We start from the raw sequence: 19,373 nt of genomic DNA on the forward strand, positions 1-19,373 counted from the left end.
GCCCATCGTCCTCTTGAGCAAGGTTTCTTGCTCAGGAGTCGGATAGATGCGGTACTTGAAGGCTTTCTGCGTCATGTCTCACAGTGTACCAGATATTTTGTGAGACGCTTAAGAGATTGGCGCTACCGCGCCGTCGCTATCCCTCCCTGTGCTAAAGCAGCAGGGTTTCCCTCGAGGTTTCGATGAGACATTAGCAACCATCTCTGGAACGTTGTTTCGGGGGTTCGCTTTTACAGCAATGATTGGTCTTTTTTCTCGTACCTCCGCATTGCTGACTGCGTTCATTGGGTTCTATGCGCTTGGCATTCCCCAATTCTTTGGAAAGGTAGATCGCGATCATCACCTTTTATGGTTTTCAGCAATTTTAGCGGCAAGTCGGTGTGGAGATTATTTTTCAGGCGATGCTATTTTTACTGCTTGGAAACGAGCCGATCGTGGTGTAGTTGAACCCCCTAGTTCCTCCAGCATCTACGCTTTACCGCTACGTTTTGTATGGCTCTTATTAGGGATTATCTACTTTTTTCTGGGTTTTTGGAAATTTTGGACGGGTTTGTCTGCCAAAATAGCGATCGCCACAGCTTAGTAAAAGTAAATTTCCGTGTAGGCTAACAATCGCGTCCAGCTAACAGCCGAGTCATGTTAAGATACTTGTCAATTCTGAAAACTGTGTTGGAAAGGTGGATTTTAATATGGAAGCAGCGCTGCTGTTGGCAAAACTGCCGGAAGCTTACTCCTTCTTTGACCCCCTGGTAGACGTTCTCCCGATCATCCCCGTGTTCTTCTTGTTGTTAGCTTTCGTTTGGCAAGCATCTGTGGGTTTCCGGTAAACCTGAACTGCCAAAAAATTGAAAGGGCACCTCTCTTGGGTGCCCTTTCATTATTCAGGGTAGGCACAAGGCTTATCCCTAAAACTTGTTTAACGCTGTGGTCCCATCGCTTTCTGAAAGGCAGGACGTTCCGAGAGTCGCTGGATATAGGTAACAATCGCTGGATATTCGCTCAGATCGAGCTTCAGCATCACTGGTATAAAAGCCAGAACCGATCCTACCGCTACATCGACAACAGTTAGTTCCTCTCCTAAGAAGAACGGTTGTCGTTGCAAAATTTCATTCAGCGGTGTCAGCAACTTGGGCATTTCGCGTTCCCGATTTGCTTCCACAAAAATCCCTGTACTCAAGGTGGCATTGCCAAATATTACCCACTGAGTGATTTGTGCTTGTTCCTCCAGAGTGGCTGGCATCTTAGTGTACTTTTGGGCGAGATAGAGTAAAATTGCCCCCGACTCCCAAAGCTTAAAATCCCCATCTACAATTGCCGGGACTTTTCCCATCGGGTTAATCGCTAGGTACTCTGGTTGCCGATGAGCGCCTGCCTGCATATCGAGCTGGACGAATTCGTAAGGAACGCCCAACTCTTCGAGATACCATTTGACAATTGATGCCCGACTAAAGGCACCGCCATAGAGTTTCAACATCACAAATATCCTAAAGAACCTTATGGGTGTGAGAGTGTTGTTTCACGTTGTCTTCTTTGCGGACAACGCGCTGAGCATTCAGCACTCGCTTGCGTTCGACAGAATAGTTAAAGTCATTGCGGGTAGCGCCTAGAGGAATATGGGATTTGGCTTCTGGTTTGTTCTTATAGGTGCGAGCAGATGCGATCGCCCGAAAAGCAAACTCATCGCTAAATTGCGCCTCTTCTGGAAAATCCGCTGGCTTCTGGAGGCTATCGCCGACGATAACTGCACCCATTGTGGTCGCAACAGCCATCTTGTAAGAGGTGGGAATCCCTTTAAGAATCGCTTCAAGAGCAGCTGAGGGGATGGGTTCAATAATGTTGACTTCTTGGACTTCGCCATCTTCCTTGAAGAAACAAGTGGCTAAGCCAAGTAGCAGGTAGTCATCTTCGCCGAGATCGGCAGCATTGGGATAAGAAGTTGCAGTTGTCATAGGACGGTTTTAATGAACGATTGCAAAACACCAGCGAGAGCGCGTAAGTATCGCTTGCATTCTACCAGCATCTATTCAGTTGGGGCAGTGGGGAGTATCGCTTCAAATTTTCCCCTGCACCCTTGTACAAGCCTTCCCCTCGCATCCCCAACTCAAAATCCATAGTTTATATTCCGATGCCAATTCTGCAAGCTTCACAGTAGTCTGTTCTCCCAGACTGGTAGATCCGAGATGAAGGCGAGTCTCTACAGATGGTTTCAGTAATGCTGCAAATTGGGACTGTAGATTTCATAAAGGACATCCAAACCGAATTGAAGGTATAGGCGATCGCTCCCCTGCTGGAAGACGCTTTACTCAGTGACACAAAACATCCCCGGCAACTGAGAGGAAGCCGCTAAAGTGATTCCAGATAAGTCTAAGGTACCCTTGAGGATGATTATGAACGCTCGCGCAATCAATTTTCAAGACCAGGCAAGACACCAACACGGTTCGCCGGTTTCATCGACCACCGGCGCGGTTCCAAGGCGTTTCCATCCAGTTACCTCGGTATCTGGAGGACACCAAAACTCATCCGTTCGCTCTCTACGCGCCTTAGCACAGGAAAAAGCTCAACACGGCGATCTCAATGGCGCGATCGCTATCCTAACGACTCTCCTAGAACTTAACCCCACCAGTGCCGCTGACTACAATAACCGGGGGTTGATTTATTTCCAGAACGGTCAAAAGGATAAAGCGATCGCCGACTATAACACGGCTTTGGAACTCGATCCCCACTTGGACAGTGTTTACAACAATCGCGCCAACTACTACGCTTCTCTGGGACAGTTGGCAGAAGCGATCGCCGACTACGAGATGACCCTGGATCTCAACCCTGGCAACGTTCGCGCTTGGATTAACCAAGGGATCACCTTTCGGGATCTGGGACTTTACGACTTGGCGTTAGAGAATTTTGACTTAGTGCTGGGATTAGGTCAGCTACAAGGTAATATCTATGCAGAGCGAGGTCGTACCTATCATCTGCGGGGCGACTGGAACTGCGCGATCGCTGATTATCGGAACGCTCTGGCTGTGTTGACTCCTTTTGGTTCTGCTGGACGCTTGCGCTTGCAAGTCGAAAATTGGATGAACCAACTGCTGAAACCGATCAGCGCTTGAGGAACCATTTAAAATTCAAAATTTAAAATATTTTGAATTTTTACTCATCAGTCGTATTATTATCCAGCCACACAACTTGACGCTGAGAGGGGTCAACTCGATGGCTTTGTTCCTGCATCACGCTTTTGGCTTGCTGGGGATCGAAGTAGCGGCTGAAGTTATTACTTAAACGATTGACACGTTTTTCTGTGCGCTTCACTTCTTCTCGGATTTCTCCCAGTTTTGCTTGCTGGGACAGATGATAAGGCAAAAGTTGCACGAGAGCGGCGATCGCTGCCGATGAAAGCACTACATTTACCGCTAATTTAGCTGTTGTTTCTATTGCGATCGCCCGGTTAGGATGGCGTCGCTGTTGTCGCCGCGTCCGAGGAACTATCCGGCGGCTTGGTGCCGGTTGCAAAGGTTGAGAGGGTTCAATAGCATTCATGGTGTCAGGATACCACTCTGGACGCTTGCGCCACTATGTCTGTCAATGGATGCCTGTCAAAGGCTTCAAAGGGATGTACACCTGCCTAGAGTTGCTGCAAGTGAATTAAGAAGCTAGGTATTGGGTGCTAGGGACTAGAAACTAGGGTAAGAGGGAGCGGGAGAAGGGAAGTCGATGTATACTGAAGCCCTTTCATCCCCTCACTCTCTCTTGCCATCAGCGGCTAGTCCCTAGCAGCGAGTGACATCTACTTGTACAGTTCCGTTGATAGCCGGACTGCCATGATGCCAGCAAACAGCGCCACAACTAAAGCAACATACACTTGGGTATCGGATATCGACATCGTTTACCAACTCCTTATTTCAGGTTTATAGTTCAACAATTTCGGCTAAATTATGCCCAACATAACCATCTTGTAACAAGATGCAACACACCTGCGTAAAAATTCTCGCTTCACCGTTTGGATCGATGAATGGGAATTTTCGACTAAATTTTCCCGACAAAGGTTAAGCTTAGTTAAGACAGCAATCATTTTGGCACAATTTAGCCAGTTAATTTTTGCTTTTAGTTTGATAGTTCCAGTTTGAAGCTTGCGTGAATGCTAGACCAAATCCTGAACTCTCCGCTCAATCCGGGACTTGAAGCTCCCCTTGTACTGCTTGTTCTAGTTGTATTAGAGGCAGTGCTGTCAGCGGATAACGCGATCGCCCTAGCAGCTATTGCCCAAGGCTTAGAAGACAGCACGCTCCAGCGTCGCGCCCTTAACTTCGGATTAGCAGTTGCCTACATCCTGCGAATCACTTTAATTCTGACAGCAACCTGGGTGATTCAGTTCTGGCAGTTTGAGTTATTGGGGGCACTATATCTGCTTTGGCTGGTGTTCCAGTATTTTACTTCCGATGAAGGGTCAGGTCGGGAACATCATGGACCGCGATTTACTTCCCTATGGCAGGCAATTCCGATAATCGCCATAACCGATTTAGCTTTTTCGCTTGATAGCGTCACTACAGCGATCGCTGTTTCCAAAGATACCTGGCTGGTTCTCACCGGAGGTACGATTGGAGTGATTACGCTGCGGTTTATGGCTGGATTATTCATCCGTTGGCTCGATGAATTTGTCCATCTTCAGGATGCTGGCTATATCACCGTTGCCCTTGTAGGATTGCGATTGCTATGCAAAGCGATTCAACCAGATTTAGTGCCGCCAGAGTGGTTAACCATCGTCTGTATTGGAGTGATATTTGCCTGGGGATTTTCTCAGCGCATCCCCGCTGAGGAAACCGCACAGAGTCAGCAGAAGGAAGAGCAACGTTAGGCAAAAAAGCACTGGGAATGGCTAATCGCCGATAGCACATTATTGTTTAAGAGCCGTTCGCGATTAGCCATTGGCTATTTACTCGTAGATCCAGGAAGTCAAGCTCGGCTTCCAGCTGACCAGTTCTTCATCTTTAAACCACAGAGCAATCTCGCGCTGCGCGGTTTCGATAGCGTCGGAACCGTGGATGAGGTTGCGACCAATGCTGACTCCATAATCGCCGCGAATTGTACCTGTTTCAGCGGTCAGTGGGTTAGTCGCACCAATCATTTTTCTGGCAGCTGCGACAACCCCATCCCCTTCCCATACCGTCGCGACTACTGGGCCTGAAGTGATAAACTCGACCAGACCCGCAAAAAACGGTCTTTCTCGGTGTACGTCATAGTGCTGCTCTGCCAGTTCCCGGCTTACACTCATCAACTTTAAGCCAACCAGAGTAAAACCTTTAGCTTCAAAACGCCGGATAACCTCACCCGCTAGGTGGCGCTGTACACCATCAGGCTTGACCATGACAAAAGTCCGTTCCAAGTTTATCTCCTTTAGATTTTACAAACTGATACAAAACACAGATTAGACTAGAAGGCTTTTTAACGCAAAGGTACGCGAAGATTAACTTTGATAGGACTCGCCGCACATCACCACATAGTAAGGGCAACCACAGGGGGATTGCCCCTACAAAACGCTATATGTATAAGCTTTGCGTAAGTCCTGTTTGAGTTAAATCCAATTGCTTTGACACCACTAGATTGAGAATCTCACCCAAATCCCCCTTGGCGTACCGAGAGCGTTAAAAGTTTACTACCCGTTATGCCGTTCTAGCGCCAGTTGAATCAGTTGATCGACTAATTCTGGGAAAGAAACACCCGTCGCCGCCCAAAGTTGGGGATACATACTTGTTGCAGTGAAACCGGGCATGGTATTGATTTCATTAATCAATACTTCGCCAGTGGCTTCAACGTAGAAAAAGTCTACTCGTGCCAAACCAGCACCATCAACTGCGGCAAACGCTTGGAGAGCCATTTCTTGGATTTGAGTGGCAATGGCATCTGGCACTCTCGCCGGGATCGCTAAATCCGCTCGTCCTTCGGTGTACTTAGTTTCGTAGTCGTAAAAATCACTTTCAAAGGTAATTTCTCCAACCACGGAAGCCTTGGGATTGTCATTCCCCAAAACGGCACATTCTAACTCCCGCGCTACGACGCCTGCTTCCACAATCAGGCGACGGTCGTAGCTGGCGGCGTTATCAAGGGCGGTTTCTAACTCCGAGAGCGATCGCACTTTGGAAATTCCTACCGATGAGCCTAAATTCGCCGGTTTCACAAAACAGGGATAGCCGAGTGTCGCTTCAATTTGTTGGCAAAGTTTGGGGAAAACACTAGGATTCGACCACACTTGCGATCGATTAACGGTGATATATTTCACTTGAGGCAATCTGGCATGGGCAAATGCCATTTTCATGGCAATTTTGTCCATTCCCATCGCGGAACCTAAAACCCCAGTCCCGACAAAAGGCACCTGCATTAATTTAAGCATCCCCTGAACGGTGCCATCTTCCCCATTCGGGCCGTGGAGAATAGGAAACCAGACATCTACCTCAGCCGCTTGGTGGGGAAATTGCCAACGAGTTGCGTTTTCGTTACTGGGTAATTGTTGCTGAGAATTTTCTGAGGCGAGTTGGGATTCCGGGGGTCTTCCAGATGCTAAAAGTTGTTGAGCTTTTTCCCCTGCTTGCCAATGTCCATCTTTGTGGATGTAGAAAGGCAGGAGTTCGTACTTAGCGCTGTTTTGGTTGGCACTCAAAGCGATCGCGATCGCTCGTGCCGAACTTAGCGAAACTTCATGTTCTCCCGAACAACCCCCAAACAGCAATCCAACCCGCATTTTATTCATTTGTGATACTCCTGACACTGCACACCGCCGATAGTTTACTACAGCCTAGAGGCGTGAGACGAACCCCGATACCGGAACTGCCTCTACTCTCTTTCTTATGATGCCAGTGTTGTTTGCCTCGCTCAGGAGCGTACAACGAGTTTCCAGGGGCGTTGGATACTCCTCGCTTCTTCCGGCTCCAGCACGGCAATCCGCCATCCTCTGCCCCAAGGTCGCGCCAGGACTACCCGATCGGGATTCGCTGCTTTGACCTTTTGAGCCGCCGTAGTTGTCAACTCGCTGAGGGCGATTTTTTCCACTGCTGGAGGTGCGATAGCGACTGGCGTCGTGTCTGTGGGTGCCGGAATGGTGGGTGCCGTGGCGACTGGCGTCGTGGCTGTGGAAGTCTGGAGGCTTGGTTTGGCGGTGGGGAGGGGTGCCGTGGCTGCGGAAGTCTGAATTGCCTGAATCGGGGGTTTTTTACCCTTGAGCTGAAGCGATTCCTGTTTCGGAAGAATCAGTTGACGAGTGCTAACACCGAGTAAGTAAGTAAAGCGGCAAGTCAACCAAGCAATGCTTCCAGCCGCAATTGCCGTCCAATACACCAATATCAGAGTGTTGTATAAGGTGTAAGCAATTCGAGGGGGAAGATAAACCGCTTCTTGTAAGTCTCGCCGGAGGAGTGGGAGGCGGGAATTTACTTCAAGTTTCCACAAGGTGATAAATGTTTTCATAGCAGATGCTAGCACCGCGAAATCCTCTGAGCCACCTAAAAATCTTATACCGGCACTGGCTGATGCACTTCCATTGGTTCTCCGGTCAAACTAAAAGCGCGAACTTCTGTGATTTTGACTTTCACCACTTGACCTTTGAGTTCGGCAATGTTACCGGTAAAGAAGGTGAGACGGTTGCCCCGCGTGCGCCCCATCACTTGGGTGGGATCTTTGGCATTTTGATCTTCTACCAAGACTTCTTCGATGCGACCGAAGTAACGCTGCGACGCTTGAGCTGCTTTAATTGAAACTAAGTGATTGAGACGTTGAAGGCGATCGCTTTTTACCTGTTCGCTCAGCTGATTCTCCCACAGGGCTGCTGGTGTTCCCGGACGCGGAGAATATGCAGCCGTATTTAACAGGTCAAAACCAATCTCTTCCACCAGCCGCAGCGTATTCTCAAACTGTTCCTCGGTTTCTCCAGGAAAGCCGACAATCGCATCTGCACTAATCGAGGCATCTGGCATATACCGGCGAATCGTGTCAATGATGCGGCGATATTTCTCATGGGTATAACCCCGTGCCATTGCCTTCAGAATGTCGTTATCTCCCGACTGGAAGGGAATGTGGAAATGTTCGCACACCTTGGGCAATTCGGCACAAGCTCGAATTAATCTTTCGGTGAAATAGCGGGGATGGCTAGTTGCAAAGCGAATTCGCTCAATTCCCGGCACATCATGAACGTAGTACAGCAAGTCTGTGAGCGTATTCTGGTGACGCCCTTCTGCCGTAATTCCTGGTAAATCCCGCCCGTAAGCGTCGATATTTTGCCCCAGCAGGGTGATTTCCTTATATCCTTGACGCCCCACTTCCTCCATTTCGGCGCGAATCGCTTCTGGAGTCCGCGATTGCTCGACGCCACGAACGTTGGGAACCACGCAGTAAGTACAGCGTTCATTGCAGCCGTAAATTACATTCACCCAAGCTGTCACCCTACTGTCGCGGCGCGGCTTGGTGATGTCTTCAATGATATCAACTGCCTCAGTCGCCACCACCTGATTGCCGTTGAAAACTTGCTCCAGCAAATCTTGGAGGCGATTGGCGTGTTGCGGTCCCATTACTAAGTCTAATTCTGGCACCCGCCGCAACAGTGCTTCCCCTTCCTGCTGAGCGACGCAACCAGCCACAACCAGTGTCAAATCTGGTTGCTCGTGCTTGCGCTTCGCCTGTCTGCCTAGATAGGAATAAACTTTTTGCTCGGCGTTATCCCGAATGGTGCAGGTGTTGTAGAGGATCAGGTTTGCATTTTCAGGTTCTTCTGACCATTCAAAGCCCATATTTTCCAGAATGCCAGCCATACGCTCTGAGTCGGCTTTGTTCATCTGGCAGCCAAAGGTGGTGATGTGATACCGGCGGGGAGAAGTGGTCATGGACGGCTACAACAAATCAATGAAAGTAATCGGAACTGTATATCTATAGTACCTATCTGGAGAATACAGCTATCGCGTCTTTACATCTAAAACTGCAAGAATTGCCTGTAAACGTTGCGAAAGCTCTCAGCCAATTGCTCCCACGGTGCCCAAGCCGCAATGAGTCGGCGAACTTCTTGCACCTTTAGGCAAGAGCCATATATTTTCTGACGCTTGTAAAAAATTCTGGCAACAAATTAGGGCGTTTATTCTACGAATTAAGAAATAAATTACAGCCTTCCCAAATCAGTTATTCAGATTGTTTTGCAATTTTATCCTGATTATGCATCATAGAGTCCGAATCAGGCAATAGAAGCTCTGACGAGACATCTACTATGCGCCTTTACAGCTCCCTCCTCTTATCAAGCCTGTTAGTTACTGGCTTAGCGGTGAATTTCCCAAACGTTCGGGATCGCTCAGGAAATTTGCACCAAGCAGATTCAGCCCAAAAATACTTATTTACTCATGATTCAAGTCAGGACAGCGCCCATCGCGGTAGCGGACGAAGAGGAGAAGGAAATTCTGAAGCTGCTATGAGGAGGTTGTTTCAACTTAACTTGACATAGAAGTCAACCCAGGAGCGCACAGTTCCACAGGTCGGTTTTTCTGGTTTCTACGAGGATTAAAACAGTCAACATCAGCCAAATAATCGCCGAATTCTAAAAGCCCGTTTTCTTGAATAAAACGGGCTTTTTATATGATATTTTTGGATTCACCTACTTTGCCTTATTTTAGGAAAATTAGATAATTACTTAGCCAAAAAATTGTAGATGTAACTCTGAAAATCAGCGAAGAGGGCGATCGCTCTCTGGGTTAATCAAGGAGTCCCGGATGATAGAGAAAGGCGAGATTTCGCGCCTTGAGTGCGGTGTCAATCCTGTTTTGAGTTTTGTAGGGGCGCACAAGAGTGCCTCTACAAAACTCAAAACAACGTTGATAGACCGCTAGGCTGGTTTCCAGGTGCCGTGGAAGCTATGGGGAATCACACTGGGTAATCCCAAACGGCACGCGGGTTGCTCCGAAAGGCGATCGCTATTCATAATCCAGACTTCGCTGGTATCGGTGTTGCCGTCATACACCACCGTTAATACCCAACCCTGTTCGGGATTCAGGGCATCTGGGGCATAGATGGGTTCTGAGGGATAGCGATTATCACCCAAATCTGCTTCCTCTAGGGTGCCAGTTTTGGGGTCAAAACGAGCGATCGCCCCAAATTGTTCTTGGCTAATCTCTACACCCTGCCGATGTACTGATAGATAGGTATGGGGCGAAGCTTGACCAACCAGATGCTGTGGCACAACCGGGAACTCACAGTGCCGATCTAAGACTTCTTGTATGCTTGTTACCTGACTAATTGCCGGGTTGAGATGCACTTGCCACAGCGTACTCTTGGCAGGAGTTCGGGTTTCACCCGTCGCTACTTCCTTGAGATACTGATTTGTCTGAAAGTCTTCGTAGCGGACAACATCCACAATCACCGATCCGCTGGCATCTACATAGCCGTTCGCAAAGTGCCACTGATACCAGGGTTCAGTTTCGCCACGACTCACCAACGAGAGGGTTTCGCGGTCAAAAACCAAAAACTGAGTACCGAGGCTTGGTTGCCACTCTAGCGCCTCGCTATAGCTGCTGATGCCTGTTAGCACCGGGAGCAAGTTCACTCGCACTGGCGGCACGAAAAAGACTAAATACTGCCCAGCTAAAACAAAATCATGCACCACTGGGATGCCATCTAGTGGAACTGCCACCTTTTGCAGAATCTTGCCTGTGGAGTCACTTTTGTAAATATTCAGCGTTGCATTCAGTCCGGGTGAAACCCCAAAGTTAAAAATTTCCCCAGTCTGGGCGTCGCGCTTGGGATGAGCGGAATAATGTAATCCGTCACCCAGTTCCGATAAATTATCTAATCCCCAAGTTTCCAGGGTTTGCAGGTCGAGGGCGTGGGGTTTGCCGCCTTCCCACAGTGCCAGCAGTTTATCCGGCAAAGCCAGTACTGAGGTATTGGCGGCATTCTTAATCGGTTTGAGCCATTGATTCCAGATCGGGCCTGGTGCGGTCATGCCATAGTTGCCATAGAGCAATTGATTCGCTTTGGCTTCCTCTTGGTATCCCTCTGAGTGGACGTAGCGATAGACACCAGAGGCACCGGCATCGGTGAACTGCACCCCCAGAATTGCACCATCCCCATCAAACCAGTGTCCCACCCGGATGCCGCCACGTTCTAATCGGGCGGGGCCGTTGCGGTAGAGGGTGCCGCGCAAACCTTCCGGTATTTTGCCAGAAAGGAGTGGGAGGGGAGTGAGGGGAAATTCTTGTGCAGGTTGGGCGATCGCTTTTGCCCAAGCTTTACGGGTTGACGGTTTCGTGACTGTTGTCATGGTTCAGGAATAGAAGGCACCGAAACTTGATAAAATTAAGTAATGTTAAGCAAGTTCCTTCTTTAGTGTGAACGATTTTGCGGGAGTGCTGCTATCTTTCGGAAGTGCGATCGCGTTGCGCTGACTTGTCAGTTCGCGCGTTGCGCCGACCTGGTGGTTCGCGCTCTCCTATGATTTAGAGGGAAGGGATCGCGATCGCTAGAGCAAAAATTAGCTTTATATGAAGAAACTGATTAGAGGGCTGCGTGAGTTTCAAAGCAACTACTTCAGCGAACACCAGGAATTGTTTGAGCAACTCGCTCACGGTCAGAAACCGAGGGTGCTGTTCATCGCCTGCTCTGATTCTCGCATCGATCCGAATTTGATTACTCAAGCGGCTGTCGGCGAACTGTTTGTCATCCGCAATGCTGGCAACCTGATTCCGCCGTTTGGTGCAACCAATGGTGGCGAAGGCGCAACAGTTGAATACGCCGTTCATGCGTTAGATATTCAGCAAATTGTTGTCTGCGGTCACTCTCACTGCGGTGCCATGAAGGGGCTGTTAAAATTGAGCGGTTTGGCGGCAGAGATGCCCTTGGTTTACGAATGGTTAAAGCACGCAGAAGCGACACGTAGGCTGATTAAAGAAAACTACACAGAGCTTGCGGGTGAAGAACTTCTGGAAGCCACGATTGCTGAAAACGTGCTAACGCAAATCGAAAATCTGCGGACTTATCCAGTGATTCGCGCTAAACTTCACCGAGGCAAACTGTCTCTCCACGCCTGGATTTATCACATCGAAACGGGAGATGTTTGGGGGTACGATCCGATTCGTCAGGAGTATCTGCCACTCTACAGCCAGCTTTCCACCAATCAGGATGAGTCAGTAGAGTCTCATCCTGAGCGAGTTGCCTCAATGTTGTTATCCCCTGAGCAAGCAGAACGAATTTACAGAGGTTCTGCTGCGCGATAAAAGTGTGGGTTATCAAGCGTTTATCTGCTGGTATCTGCAATTTCAATTATTAGGAGCCAGCAGCATTCTCTCCTCTATCTCTTCCCAGGTTTTGGGTGATACCCGCACTGCTGCTTGTTTGCACTGAGTTATGAGGTAATTGGCATAGAAATAATTGTCGAATGCCTTTATTTCTTCCTCAGTTAAATTGACCATTTCTGAGCTGAGATTGAAAGCATTGAGCAAGGTTTGCAGGAGACGGTTGACAAATTCCTGACGCACTTTCAAGGGGAGTTGATCGTCAGGAATTTTAGCTTTCAGTGCTTCCAGTCGGGCAATCAGCACAGTAAAGTTTACATCCTTAAAGATTTTTAGTTGCTCAAGTTTACGGGCGTAGGCGATGGCGTTGGCGATGGCATTGGCGTTGGCGATCGCCCTTTTCCCCACAGGTTTAATATCGCTTTCCGAGCCAGCGGTTGCCTGTTCCGCCCATTCTAATAAAGCTTTCAATTTAGGAGTATTGATGTACTTTTGCGCCTCTTTTTACATCCGCAACAATAACTCATCGGCTCCACCCCGCATCAACCGGTGGTGCGTCAAGTTTTGGTGGGTCGATTAAAACTAGAGAAACATCTACTCCCAAGCATAATCTATGGAATGTCGGCTCTGCGGTTGTCCAAGCACCCATAAACATGGGCTTTGCTCCGAACGGTAGCCAACGGGATTTTTGCCCTCAGTGTAAGCAGACCTTCAACGAACGCTTTGACACGATGTACTATCATCGCCATGTGAGTGAAGAGCAGATTCGGCAGGTCTTACAGGCTCATAGTGAGGGGAGCAGTCTCAGAGGCATTAGCCGCACCAGTGGACTTGCCTACAACACCGTTGTCAGCCTGGTTCGTGCAGCCAGTCAGCAGGCTCAATTGGTTCATAACGCTCAGGTTCAAGCGGTGCAAACGGAGGCAGTCAGTGGGGACGAATTGTGGTCATTTGTCGCAAAAAACAAAAACAATGTCTCCCTGGTGAATTCGAGGTAGGGGATTGCTGGATTGGGGTCAGTCTAGCTGATTCCAGTGGGCTGATTAAAGCTGCAAGAGTTGGAAAACACACTGATGAATTGATTGAAGAGTTGGTCGTCAGCAGCGAGGGAAAAACGGATTGTAAACAATGGAATAGTGATGATTGGGGAGGCTAGGAGCGAGTCTTGCCCCCTGAGATCCTCCACTACATTGGCAAAGATCAGACGCAACGACTAGAGCGAACGAATGGCATTGTCAGACAACAAACCGGACGTTGGCACCGTAGACAAAACAAGTTTGGCAAGATGTGGGAACAAACGAAGGTGACGACCCGATTAGTCGTGAGCTACTTCAATTGGATTTGGCAGCATAGTCGGTTTAAGACAACAGCCACCCAACGTGCGGGATTAGCATTGCGACCTTGGACTTGGCATGATCTTTTAGCCTACCCCACCATTATCTGAGGCACAACCCAAAATTTTATCAGAAGTCCGCCGTCCCAGGCGGTTGTCTCAACATTCCAAAAACAAGTAGCCCACGAATGTAACGAATCTTAACAATCATCCGTGACTCCGGCGTATAGTTTCATCCGTGACTCCGGCGTATAAAGACCCCTTTTCACCCGTGACTCCGGCGTATAGTTTCATCCGTGACTCCGGCGTATAGTTTTTTAAAAGTTTATTTTTCATAGTACTTAATCGATGCTCCCGCTTGAAGTCTCAAACCCCCAGAGCGAAGAACTTGACGTAGTAAGAGCCGCTACAGCTATTTGGAAGAAATCGAGAGGAGAATCATTTTATGGTTGTTGCCCGCATAGAGGGTGCAAGAGAAGAGTTAACTCCTAACATACTTCACCCCAACGAACGACAGAATAAAGCTATTGACGCCCTCATAGTGGAGAGTGACGAACTAACTTATGATGACGAACGCTCCCGCTCTTTTCTGGAAACTAAGGTAGACCGGGGCTTGTACGAAGCATGGGCGGCTTTGCGAGAACTACGCGTTCGCAAGCTGTACCGACCTAAAACTTGGGAGGAATACTGCAAGCGGCGGTTCGGCTACGGACGCGACTCAGCAGACTTGAAGGTATTTGCCGCAGACGTTGTAGACGAACTGGAAAAAATGCCGACCAATGGTCGGCAAATTTTACCGACCAGCGACCGACAGGTTAGGAACATGCGCGGTCTGACCCCAGATGAGTACCGCCAGGTTTGGCTTGAATCGGTGGAGTCATCTGGTGGGAAAGTCCCATCGGGAAGGGTTGTAAAAAGTATAGTAGAGCGCATCAAAGAACGTACTCCCACTCCCAATCCATACCGCCAAGGCGAAATCTGCCAGATTGTTGCTAAAGGCAATTGGGAATTGCGCTCGCTGAGCGGCTGTTGGGGTATAGTTCTGAATGCTGGCGCTCTGAGTTGTTGTATTCGCACCTGGAACGGAGACTATCCTGCGGTGAAACCTGAAAATTTAGAATCTTTTGACTATACCGACACTGAATGCCGGGAAGCCCAACAAATCTGTTCGCGCATCACCCGGTTAAGAACGCATGACTTGGAATCTGCCGCTATGGGAGTTCTAGAAGGCTTAGGAAGGCTCAAGCGATCGCGACTCACCAGCTTGGAAGAAAAAATTCTCGGACTTCTGGAAGAGGAATACTTAAGCTGACAATTAACTTTAGAAACTCCCGTATGCGTCTATGTAAATCTTGTTTCTAGTCTGCCAGAATCTAGTTTACTAGACGCTAGATTACTATCTTTAGAGAAACTAGGAAACTCGTTATATCAAGTTCGGTTGAACACTTATCATATCTGTCAGACTGTTCGTAGCTCAATCATTTCTTTCTTTAAATACCTCTTTATACTCTGCACAATATTCGTCTATTATTGGTGCTACTGAGTGTGCAGAAGAAAGCTAAATGTTTTAAAATTTGTAGCTCTACATCCATTGCTATACCTCAGTTGTAGAGTTTTTATCTTCTAACTTCTGCATTAATTATACCCGGAGAGTGACAGAAGAGGGATATGACAAAAGCAAAACTGAGATGCTCCTAACATTAAGCGGCAAACTCTTTTCGTAGATGTAAGGCGATGCTATTAGTTTCCGCTAAATTGCGTCCCGTTGTTTGAATACACAAACCGAGTCCTTTATCTTCCCAAGTCAGCACAAATTCCACAATTCCATCAGGATAAGTTCGCCGAATTGGGTTAATCTGAGCCGGATTGAAGGGCAGAGAATTAACAATCTTTTTGACATAAAGAGAGCGACGGATTTTTTTCGCGAACGCTTCTAAAATATCTTTCCCGTGGTCATCTCTGAGGCTGATAGGCTTGTGTTCGGGCTTAGTTTCATCTTTGGGAATTAAAGAGAGGAGCGTAGTCTCCTGCTTGGCAAATTGCAGTCTACAGCGCTCATTAAACAGCATTCCCATTGCTGAAAGACTAACGACTGATACCCCCTCACTCATCTCCTCTTCATCAATGAGAGACTGGAAATACTCACTTTCAAGGCTATGCTCAACTTGTGACTTCTCAAGGATTTGACTGTTCTCTAGCTGTTCAAACAATACATAGTTATTCAGCCAAAATGCCAAATCGAGAGCAACAGGCTGTGGCGGTAGCTCAATCACTTCGGAAAACTTCTCAAATAGATAGTAAACTGGAATCTCTAGAGCTTGTCCAACCATGCCAGCGAAAGAGATTTGTGCTTTATATCCACCTGTGGCATTAATAGCGATCGCTTCCGACGAGAAATTCCTTACTTCGTTGCTAATCTCACGGACGAGATTTTTTAAGCCTTGTTGCTTAAATGCTTTGACATTATCATCTCGTAACCCTTCAAGCTTTCGCACGTCAACAAACTCGAACCGCAGGGGATTATTAGTATTGTTGTAATATAGTTTGAGAATCTCACCTATTTTCTTTCCATCTTCTGTATCAGAGACTAAAAAAATTAAACGTATTCGTTTTGCTAGTAATCCTTTTTCACAAATACTAGTAATTGAGTTAATTTCTGCACCACACAAACGGTCAGAGTTTTTTCGGTCGAGCAGTAGCAAAGCTAGCTGATTCCAGTTTTGTGCCTCAAAGACCTGCTTAATGGCATCTTCTGCATATTTGAGATTATTAAGCAGGCTAGTACCGACCGTACAAATGAGTGTACTTCTCATCTTTATATCCTCTAAAAATATCTTCTGACTTCGAGCGCATCAATGCCGCCCGTGTTTTCCAGTCTACTCCTTTCTTGGAAGTACCCCATTCCCGACTGGGAGCAAGAAGTCTAAGGTATATTTTAAGTGCATAGGTAAAATGAAGAATTAAGAGTAGATGGTACTATGCCTGAATTTCAAGAGTTCTCATTAGTTTTGCATCTGGAGCCAGTTATCCATCTAACAGGCGAGCGGTTTGATGACTTGTGTCAACTCAATCGGGAATTACGCATCGAACGCAAAGCATCAGGGGAACTGGTAGTTATGTCGCCAACCGGATCGGAAACAGGAGAGCGAAACTTTAGTCTAAATGGACAGCTTTGGGTTTGGGTTAAGCAGGATGGGACGGGTAAGGGATTTGACTCATCCACTGGTTTTACTCTTCCTAACGGGGCAAAAATTTCCCCTGATGCTGCTTGGATAAGACTGGAGCGATGGGATGCTCTCTCTAAAGAACAGCAGAAAAAATTTGCTCCCATCAGTCCCGATTTTGTTGTAGAGCTACGCAGCCAGAGCGATCGCCTAAAAGATTTGCAAGAAAAAATGCAAGAGTATATTGACAATGGGGTGAGGTTGGGTTGGCTGATTGACCGCATACAGCGAAAAATCTACATTTATCGCCCTGGAATTCCAGTGGAATGTCTTGACAACCCTAATAGTGTCAGCGGCGATCCTGAATTACCTAGATTTATTTTGGATCTCAGCGAGATTTGGTAGTCTCCCAGATGTCGGGAACGCCCTGAGCCTGTGGAAGGGGACGGGGAACATGATTAGTTACTACCAAACATTTGCAATTTTGTCATTGGCAGGACTCTTCGGAAAGGGGTATTTCCAGATAGCTGTTAGAGTACCAATATTCCTACTGCTGAGTCTACCGATACTGATGAATAAGATTCAACTTCAGCTTATTCCCCATCAAACCGCAGACGGTTTGCCTTATGGGCATCTGCGAATCCACCTTCCTAGCTTAGATGGCATTATCGAACCAGAAGACTTGAAGGGATTGAAACTGCCGGAAGGTATTCTATCAAGCCAAGGTGTTGTGATTGAAGGCAGAGGACCAATTTGGCTGTATGGCTACCTAGTCCACGAATGTCATGCAACAGCCTGGGTGGGGTGCTACGACCCTCGTTTGGAAGGGGCTGTAGTAGTAGAAACCCACACACCCAAAGTTTCTGTGGGGTCTGTTGTCCAGTTAAAGCTGCCTAACTAGGATTTATGGAGGTCATTGACGATGGTTGCCTGCCTCAATAAACCGTTGCAACTGACGGTGACAGAAGTTACCGATCGCAATGGCGATCGCTACCAATGCTTAGAAATTGATATTACTGTAACCGAACTTAAGCCTGCTATCTTAAGTGAGCTAGAGTTGCCAGCTGAGTTAGACAAAAGCCGGGGGTTAGTCTTGTGGGGTTCAGCTCCAATTTGGCTATACAGCTATCTGGTTAAGCGCTGCCAAGCATTGCCTTGGGTAGGCTGCTACAGCGTGCCTTTAGGGTCATTTATCGTAGTAGCTAGCCGCTGCAAGGAGATGGTCGCTGGTGATGCGTTTCAGTTGGTGAATAAATCACAATGCTCGGCGATTTTAATTGGGGGACCGCCAAACAGTGGCAAGAGTGTTCTCTGCTATGCTTTAGCCCACACTTTTAAGCAAGAAATAGCCAACAAAAACATCTTCTTGCAGCGGGCGCAGTGGGATGGGGAAGGCAACTGGTTTGCCCAGATGAAAAATCGACCCTTAGCAGAGGAACTCAGTAAGCGTGCTCGTGCCAAAGGTTCAGAACAGTTCTTTCTTTATCATGCCAATGCTGTTAGTAGTATGCGTGAAGGGATGGAGCTAGTATTGGTAGATTTTGGTGGTATGCCTAAGCCAAAAGATGTCGTTCTGCTGCACCGTTGTACTCACTACATCATTATCAGTAGTCAGCCAGAGGAGATTTCTAAATGGCATGACTTCTGCGGCAAGCGAGGTGGACTCAAACCCTTAGTTGTGATTCACAGTGTCCGGGAGAAGCGCTTTGAGGTGTTACCCAATGACAAGTTCTTGGAAATCGTTGCTGGACCTTGGGAACGTGGTGAGGCACTCTCGATACCGAAAGAACTACTGGAAGCGGTGCTGAAATTACTAACTCGCTAGGTGTGTGGAATTAACGGGGAATAGGGAATAGGGACAGGAAACTCGATGGGGATTTAAACCCCTACAAAGAATTTGGAGAATTAAACACATGGTCAAGACAGTCACAGTCAAACTTACAGAGCGATTTGAAAAGGCGCTAGTTTACGCCAACCATCTTCATGCCGAACAAATCCGCAAGGTATCTGGTGTTCCCTATGTTTCTCACCTGTTGAGTGTAACAGCGCTGGTGCTAGAGGATGGGGGGAATGAGGATGAAGCGATCGCGGCTTTACTCCATGATGCGGTAGAAGACCAAGGGGGGGTAGCTACACGCGCCGAAATCCTGAAGTTGTTTGGAGAGAGGGTAGTCACAATTGTTGATGGTTGCACTGAGTTCGATAGCCTGCCTAAGCCGCCGTGGAAAGAGCGCAAACTACGGTATCTCGAACAGTTGCGTCAGGGTTCAGCTTCTGTACGTCGGGTGGCGTTGGCGGATAAGCTGCACAATGGGCGATCGCTCCTCAGCGATTACCAACAACAAGGGGAGGCAATTTGGTCGGTATTTGGTGCTGGTAGGGAAGGAATATTGTGGTTTTACCATTCGCTGATAAGTTTGTTTCGCCAGACAAACTCAAGTCCGATGGTGGAGGAACTAGCGCGGGTTATTGGTGCGTTGGAATGAGATCTTGCACCTGTCGCAATAACCGCCTTGGCTCCCATTGGATAGCATAGCTCGTTGGAAAGTTCCTCTTCCAGTACCATGCCACAATAGCTCTGTTCTTTTAAATAGTCCGAAACGCCAATCAGGGTGTGTTCATACAGGAGGT

24 protein-coding genes and 1 pseudogene are annotated in these 19,373 nt (G+C 47.8%); 12 read left to right on the forward strand and 13 right to left on the reverse strand.

Annotation, left to right across the window (positions count from 1 at the left end; all coding sequences use genetic code 11):
* The coding region (locus tag ACFW2W_RS02840; protein WP_378173165.1) for a helix-turn-helix domain-containing protein at positions 1 to 75 on the reverse strand (75 nt) is incomplete at its 3' end.
* Positions 76 to 238: 163 nt separating this feature from the next.
* Between ACFW2W_RS02840 and ACFW2W_RS02845 the strand changes: the two genes are divergently transcribed.
* Both ACFW2W_RS02845 and ACFW2W_RS02850 read left to right on the forward strand, forming a co-directional pair.
* Positions 239 to 583: a hypothetical protein gene (locus tag ACFW2W_RS02845; RefSeq protein ID WP_378173067.1), complete on the forward strand. Its 345-nt coding sequence runs from the start codon at positions 239 to 241 to the stop codon at positions 581 to 583.
* A gap of 106 nt (positions 584 to 689) precedes the next feature.
* A complete protein-coding gene (locus ACFW2W_RS02850) occupies positions 690 to 827 on the forward strand; it encodes a photosystem II reaction center protein K (RefSeq protein ID WP_190413748.1) in 138 nt (45 codons plus the stop codon).
* A gap of 89 nt (positions 828 to 916) precedes the next feature.
* Here the strand turns inward: ACFW2W_RS02850 and ACFW2W_RS02855 are convergent, their stop codons facing one another.
* Entirely contained in the window at positions 917 to 1,474 is a 558-nt protein-coding gene (locus ACFW2W_RS02855) for a glutathione S-transferase family protein (RefSeq protein ID WP_378173069.1), read from the reverse strand.
* Between the two features lie 10 nt (positions 1,475 to 1,484).
* Positions 1,485 to 1,949 (reverse strand): hypothetical protein, encoded by a 465-nt coding sequence (locus tag ACFW2W_RS02860; RefSeq protein WP_378173072.1) that lies wholly within the window; start codon positions 1,947 to 1,949, stop codon positions 1,485 to 1,487.
* A 438-nt stretch (positions 1,950 to 2,387) separates the two neighbouring features.
* On the opposite strand from ACFW2W_RS02860, the gene ACFW2W_RS02865 reads away from it, so the two are divergent.
* Positions 2,388 to 3,104 (forward strand): tetratricopeptide repeat protein, encoded by a 717-nt coding sequence (locus ACFW2W_RS02865; protein WP_378173075.1) that lies wholly within the window; start codon positions 2,388 to 2,390, stop codon positions 3,102 to 3,104.
* Positions 3,105 to 3,144: 40 nt separating this feature from the next.
* Here ACFW2W_RS02865 and ACFW2W_RS02870 read toward each other — a convergent pair whose 3' ends face one another.
* Together ACFW2W_RS02870 and psaM are read right to left on the reverse strand one after the other, a co-directional pair.
* Positions 3,145 to 3,531: a hypothetical protein gene (locus tag ACFW2W_RS02870; RefSeq protein WP_378173078.1), complete on the reverse strand. Its 387-nt coding sequence runs from the start codon at positions 3,529 to 3,531 to the stop codon at positions 3,145 to 3,147.
* Positions 3,532 to 3,778: 247 nt separating this feature from the next.
* The gene (psaM, locus tag ACFW2W_RS02875) at positions 3,779 to 3,874 is read right to left on the reverse strand and encodes a photosystem I reaction center subunit XII (protein ID WP_378173080.1); all 96 of its coding nucleotides are present in this window, start codon (positions 3,872 to 3,874) and stop codon (positions 3,779 to 3,781) included.
* A 255-nt stretch (positions 3,875 to 4,129) separates the two neighbouring features.
* Between psaM and ACFW2W_RS02880 the strand changes: the two genes are divergently transcribed.
* Complete coding sequence (locus ACFW2W_RS02880) at positions 4,130 to 4,846, forward strand: TerC family protein (RefSeq protein WP_378173083.1); 717 nt, start codon at positions 4,130 to 4,132, stop codon at positions 4,844 to 4,846.
* A 78-nt stretch (positions 4,847 to 4,924) separates the two neighbouring features.
* Here ACFW2W_RS02880 and ndk read toward each other — a convergent pair whose 3' ends face one another.
* The 4 genes from ndk to miaB all read right to left on the reverse strand — a co-directional run bounded on the left by ndk (position 4,925) and on the right by miaB (position 8,858).
* Entirely contained in the window at positions 4,925 to 5,374 is a 450-nt protein-coding gene (ndk, locus tag ACFW2W_RS02885; RefSeq protein WP_378173086.1) for a nucleoside-diphosphate kinase, read from the reverse strand.
* Positions 5,375 to 5,644: 270 nt separating this feature from the next.
* A complete protein-coding gene (locus ACFW2W_RS02890) occupies positions 5,645 to 6,736 on the reverse strand; it encodes a D-alanine--D-alanine ligase family protein (protein ID WP_378173089.1) in 1,092 nt (363 codons plus the stop codon).
* A gap of 122 nt (positions 6,737 to 6,858) precedes the next feature.
* Positions 6,859 to 7,449 carry a hypothetical protein gene (locus tag ACFW2W_RS02895; protein ID WP_378173091.1) on the reverse strand — a complete coding sequence of 197 codons (591 nt, stop codon included), beginning with the start codon at positions 7,447 to 7,449 and terminating at the stop codon, positions 6,859 to 6,861.
* 44 nt (positions 7,450 to 7,493) lie between these two features.
* Positions 7,494 to 8,858, reverse strand: coding sequence for a tRNA (N6-isopentenyl adenosine(37)-C2)-methylthiotransferase MiaB (gene miaB, locus ACFW2W_RS02900; protein ID WP_378173094.1), 1,365 nt, complete (start codon positions 8,856 to 8,858; stop codon positions 7,494 to 7,496).
* A gap of 374 nt (positions 8,859 to 9,232) precedes the next feature.
* Between miaB and patX the strand changes: the two genes are divergently transcribed.
* Positions 9,233 to 9,463 (forward strand): heterocyst-inhibiting protein PatX, encoded by a 231-nt coding sequence (patX, locus tag ACFW2W_RS02905; RefSeq protein ID WP_378173097.1) that lies wholly within the window; start codon positions 9,233 to 9,235, stop codon positions 9,461 to 9,463.
* Between the two features lie 378 nt (positions 9,464 to 9,841).
* On the opposite strand, the gene ACFW2W_RS02910 is transcribed toward patX, so the two are convergent.
* A complete protein-coding gene (locus ACFW2W_RS02910; protein WP_378173100.1) occupies positions 9,842 to 11,275 on the reverse strand; it encodes a carotenoid oxygenase family protein in 1,434 nt (477 codons plus the stop codon).
* A 220-nt stretch (positions 11,276 to 11,495) separates the two neighbouring features.
* Here ACFW2W_RS02910 and ACFW2W_RS02915 point away from each other — a divergent pair, with 220 nt between their 5' ends.
* A complete protein-coding gene (locus ACFW2W_RS02915; RefSeq protein ID WP_378173102.1) occupies positions 11,496 to 12,227 on the forward strand; it encodes a carbonic anhydrase in 732 nt (243 codons plus the stop codon).
* Positions 12,228 to 12,269: 42 nt separating this feature from the next.
* Here ACFW2W_RS02915 and ACFW2W_RS02920 read toward each other — a convergent pair whose 3' ends face one another.
* Positions 12,270 to 12,716 carry a hypothetical protein gene (locus ACFW2W_RS02920; protein ID WP_378173104.1) on the reverse strand — a complete coding sequence of 149 codons (447 nt, stop codon included), beginning with the start codon at positions 12,714 to 12,716 and terminating at the stop codon, positions 12,270 to 12,272.
* Between the two features lie 142 nt (positions 12,717 to 12,858).
* Here ACFW2W_RS02920 and ACFW2W_RS02925 point away from each other — a divergent pair.
* Positions 12,859 to 13,689 (forward strand): annotated as a pseudogene (locus tag ACFW2W_RS02925) (IS1 family transposase).
* 96 nt (positions 13,690 to 13,785) lie between these two features.
* On the opposite strand, the gene ACFW2W_RS02930 reads toward ACFW2W_RS02925, so the two are convergent.
* Positions 13,786 to 13,914 carry a hypothetical protein gene (locus tag ACFW2W_RS02930; RefSeq protein ID WP_378173106.1) on the reverse strand — a complete coding sequence of 43 codons (129 nt, stop codon included), beginning with the start codon at positions 13,912 to 13,914 and terminating at the stop codon, positions 13,786 to 13,788.
* Positions 13,915 to 14,023: 109 nt separating this feature from the next.
* On the opposite strand from ACFW2W_RS02930, the gene ACFW2W_RS02935 reads away from it, so the two are divergent.
* Complete coding sequence (locus tag ACFW2W_RS02935; protein WP_378173108.1) at positions 14,024 to 14,890, forward strand: hypothetical protein; 867 nt, start codon at positions 14,024 to 14,026, stop codon at positions 14,888 to 14,890.
* Positions 14,891 to 15,278: 388 nt separating this feature from the next.
* Here the strand turns inward: ACFW2W_RS02935 and ACFW2W_RS02940 are convergent, their stop codons facing one another.
* Positions 15,279 to 16,391 carry a putative CRISPR-associated protein gene (locus ACFW2W_RS02940; RefSeq protein WP_378173110.1) on the reverse strand — a complete coding sequence of 371 codons (1,113 nt, stop codon included), beginning with the start codon at positions 16,389 to 16,391 and terminating at the stop codon, positions 15,279 to 15,281.
* Between the two features lie 165 nt (positions 16,392 to 16,556).
* Here ACFW2W_RS02940 and ACFW2W_RS02945 point away from each other — a divergent pair, with 165 nt between their 5' ends.
* The 4 genes from ACFW2W_RS02945 (at position 16,557) to ACFW2W_RS02960 (ending at position 19,228) form a co-directional block, all read left to right on the forward strand.
* Positions 16,557 to 17,147 (forward strand): Uma2 family endonuclease, encoded by a 591-nt coding sequence (locus ACFW2W_RS02945; RefSeq protein ID WP_378173113.1) that lies wholly within the window; start codon positions 16,557 to 16,559, stop codon positions 17,145 to 17,147.
* Positions 17,148 to 17,313: 166 nt separating this feature from the next.
* Positions 17,314 to 17,643, forward strand: a complete 330-nt coding sequence (gene crn3, locus ACFW2W_RS02950) for a CRISPR-associated ring nuclease Crn3/Csx3 (RefSeq protein ID WP_378173116.1) — start codon at positions 17,314 to 17,316, stop codon at positions 17,641 to 17,643.
* A 21-nt stretch (positions 17,644 to 17,664) separates the two neighbouring features.
* Positions 17,665 to 18,567 (forward strand): CRISPR-associated ring nuclease Crn3/Csx3, encoded by a 903-nt coding sequence (gene crn3 / locus ACFW2W_RS02955; protein ID WP_378173119.1) that lies wholly within the window; start codon positions 17,665 to 17,667, stop codon positions 18,565 to 18,567.
* 88 nt (positions 18,568 to 18,655) lie between these two features.
* Complete coding sequence (locus ACFW2W_RS02960) at positions 18,656 to 19,228, forward strand: HD domain-containing protein (protein ID WP_378173121.1); 573 nt, start codon at positions 18,656 to 18,658, stop codon at positions 19,226 to 19,228.
* Positions 19,229 to 19,373 lie beyond the last annotated feature (145 nt).

The sequence above is a fragment of the Coleofasciculus sp. H7-2 genome, from assembly GCF_042747725.1.
Taxonomy (GTDB): Bacteria; Cyanobacteriota; Cyanobacteriia; order Cyanobacteriales; family FACHB-T130; genus FACHB-T130.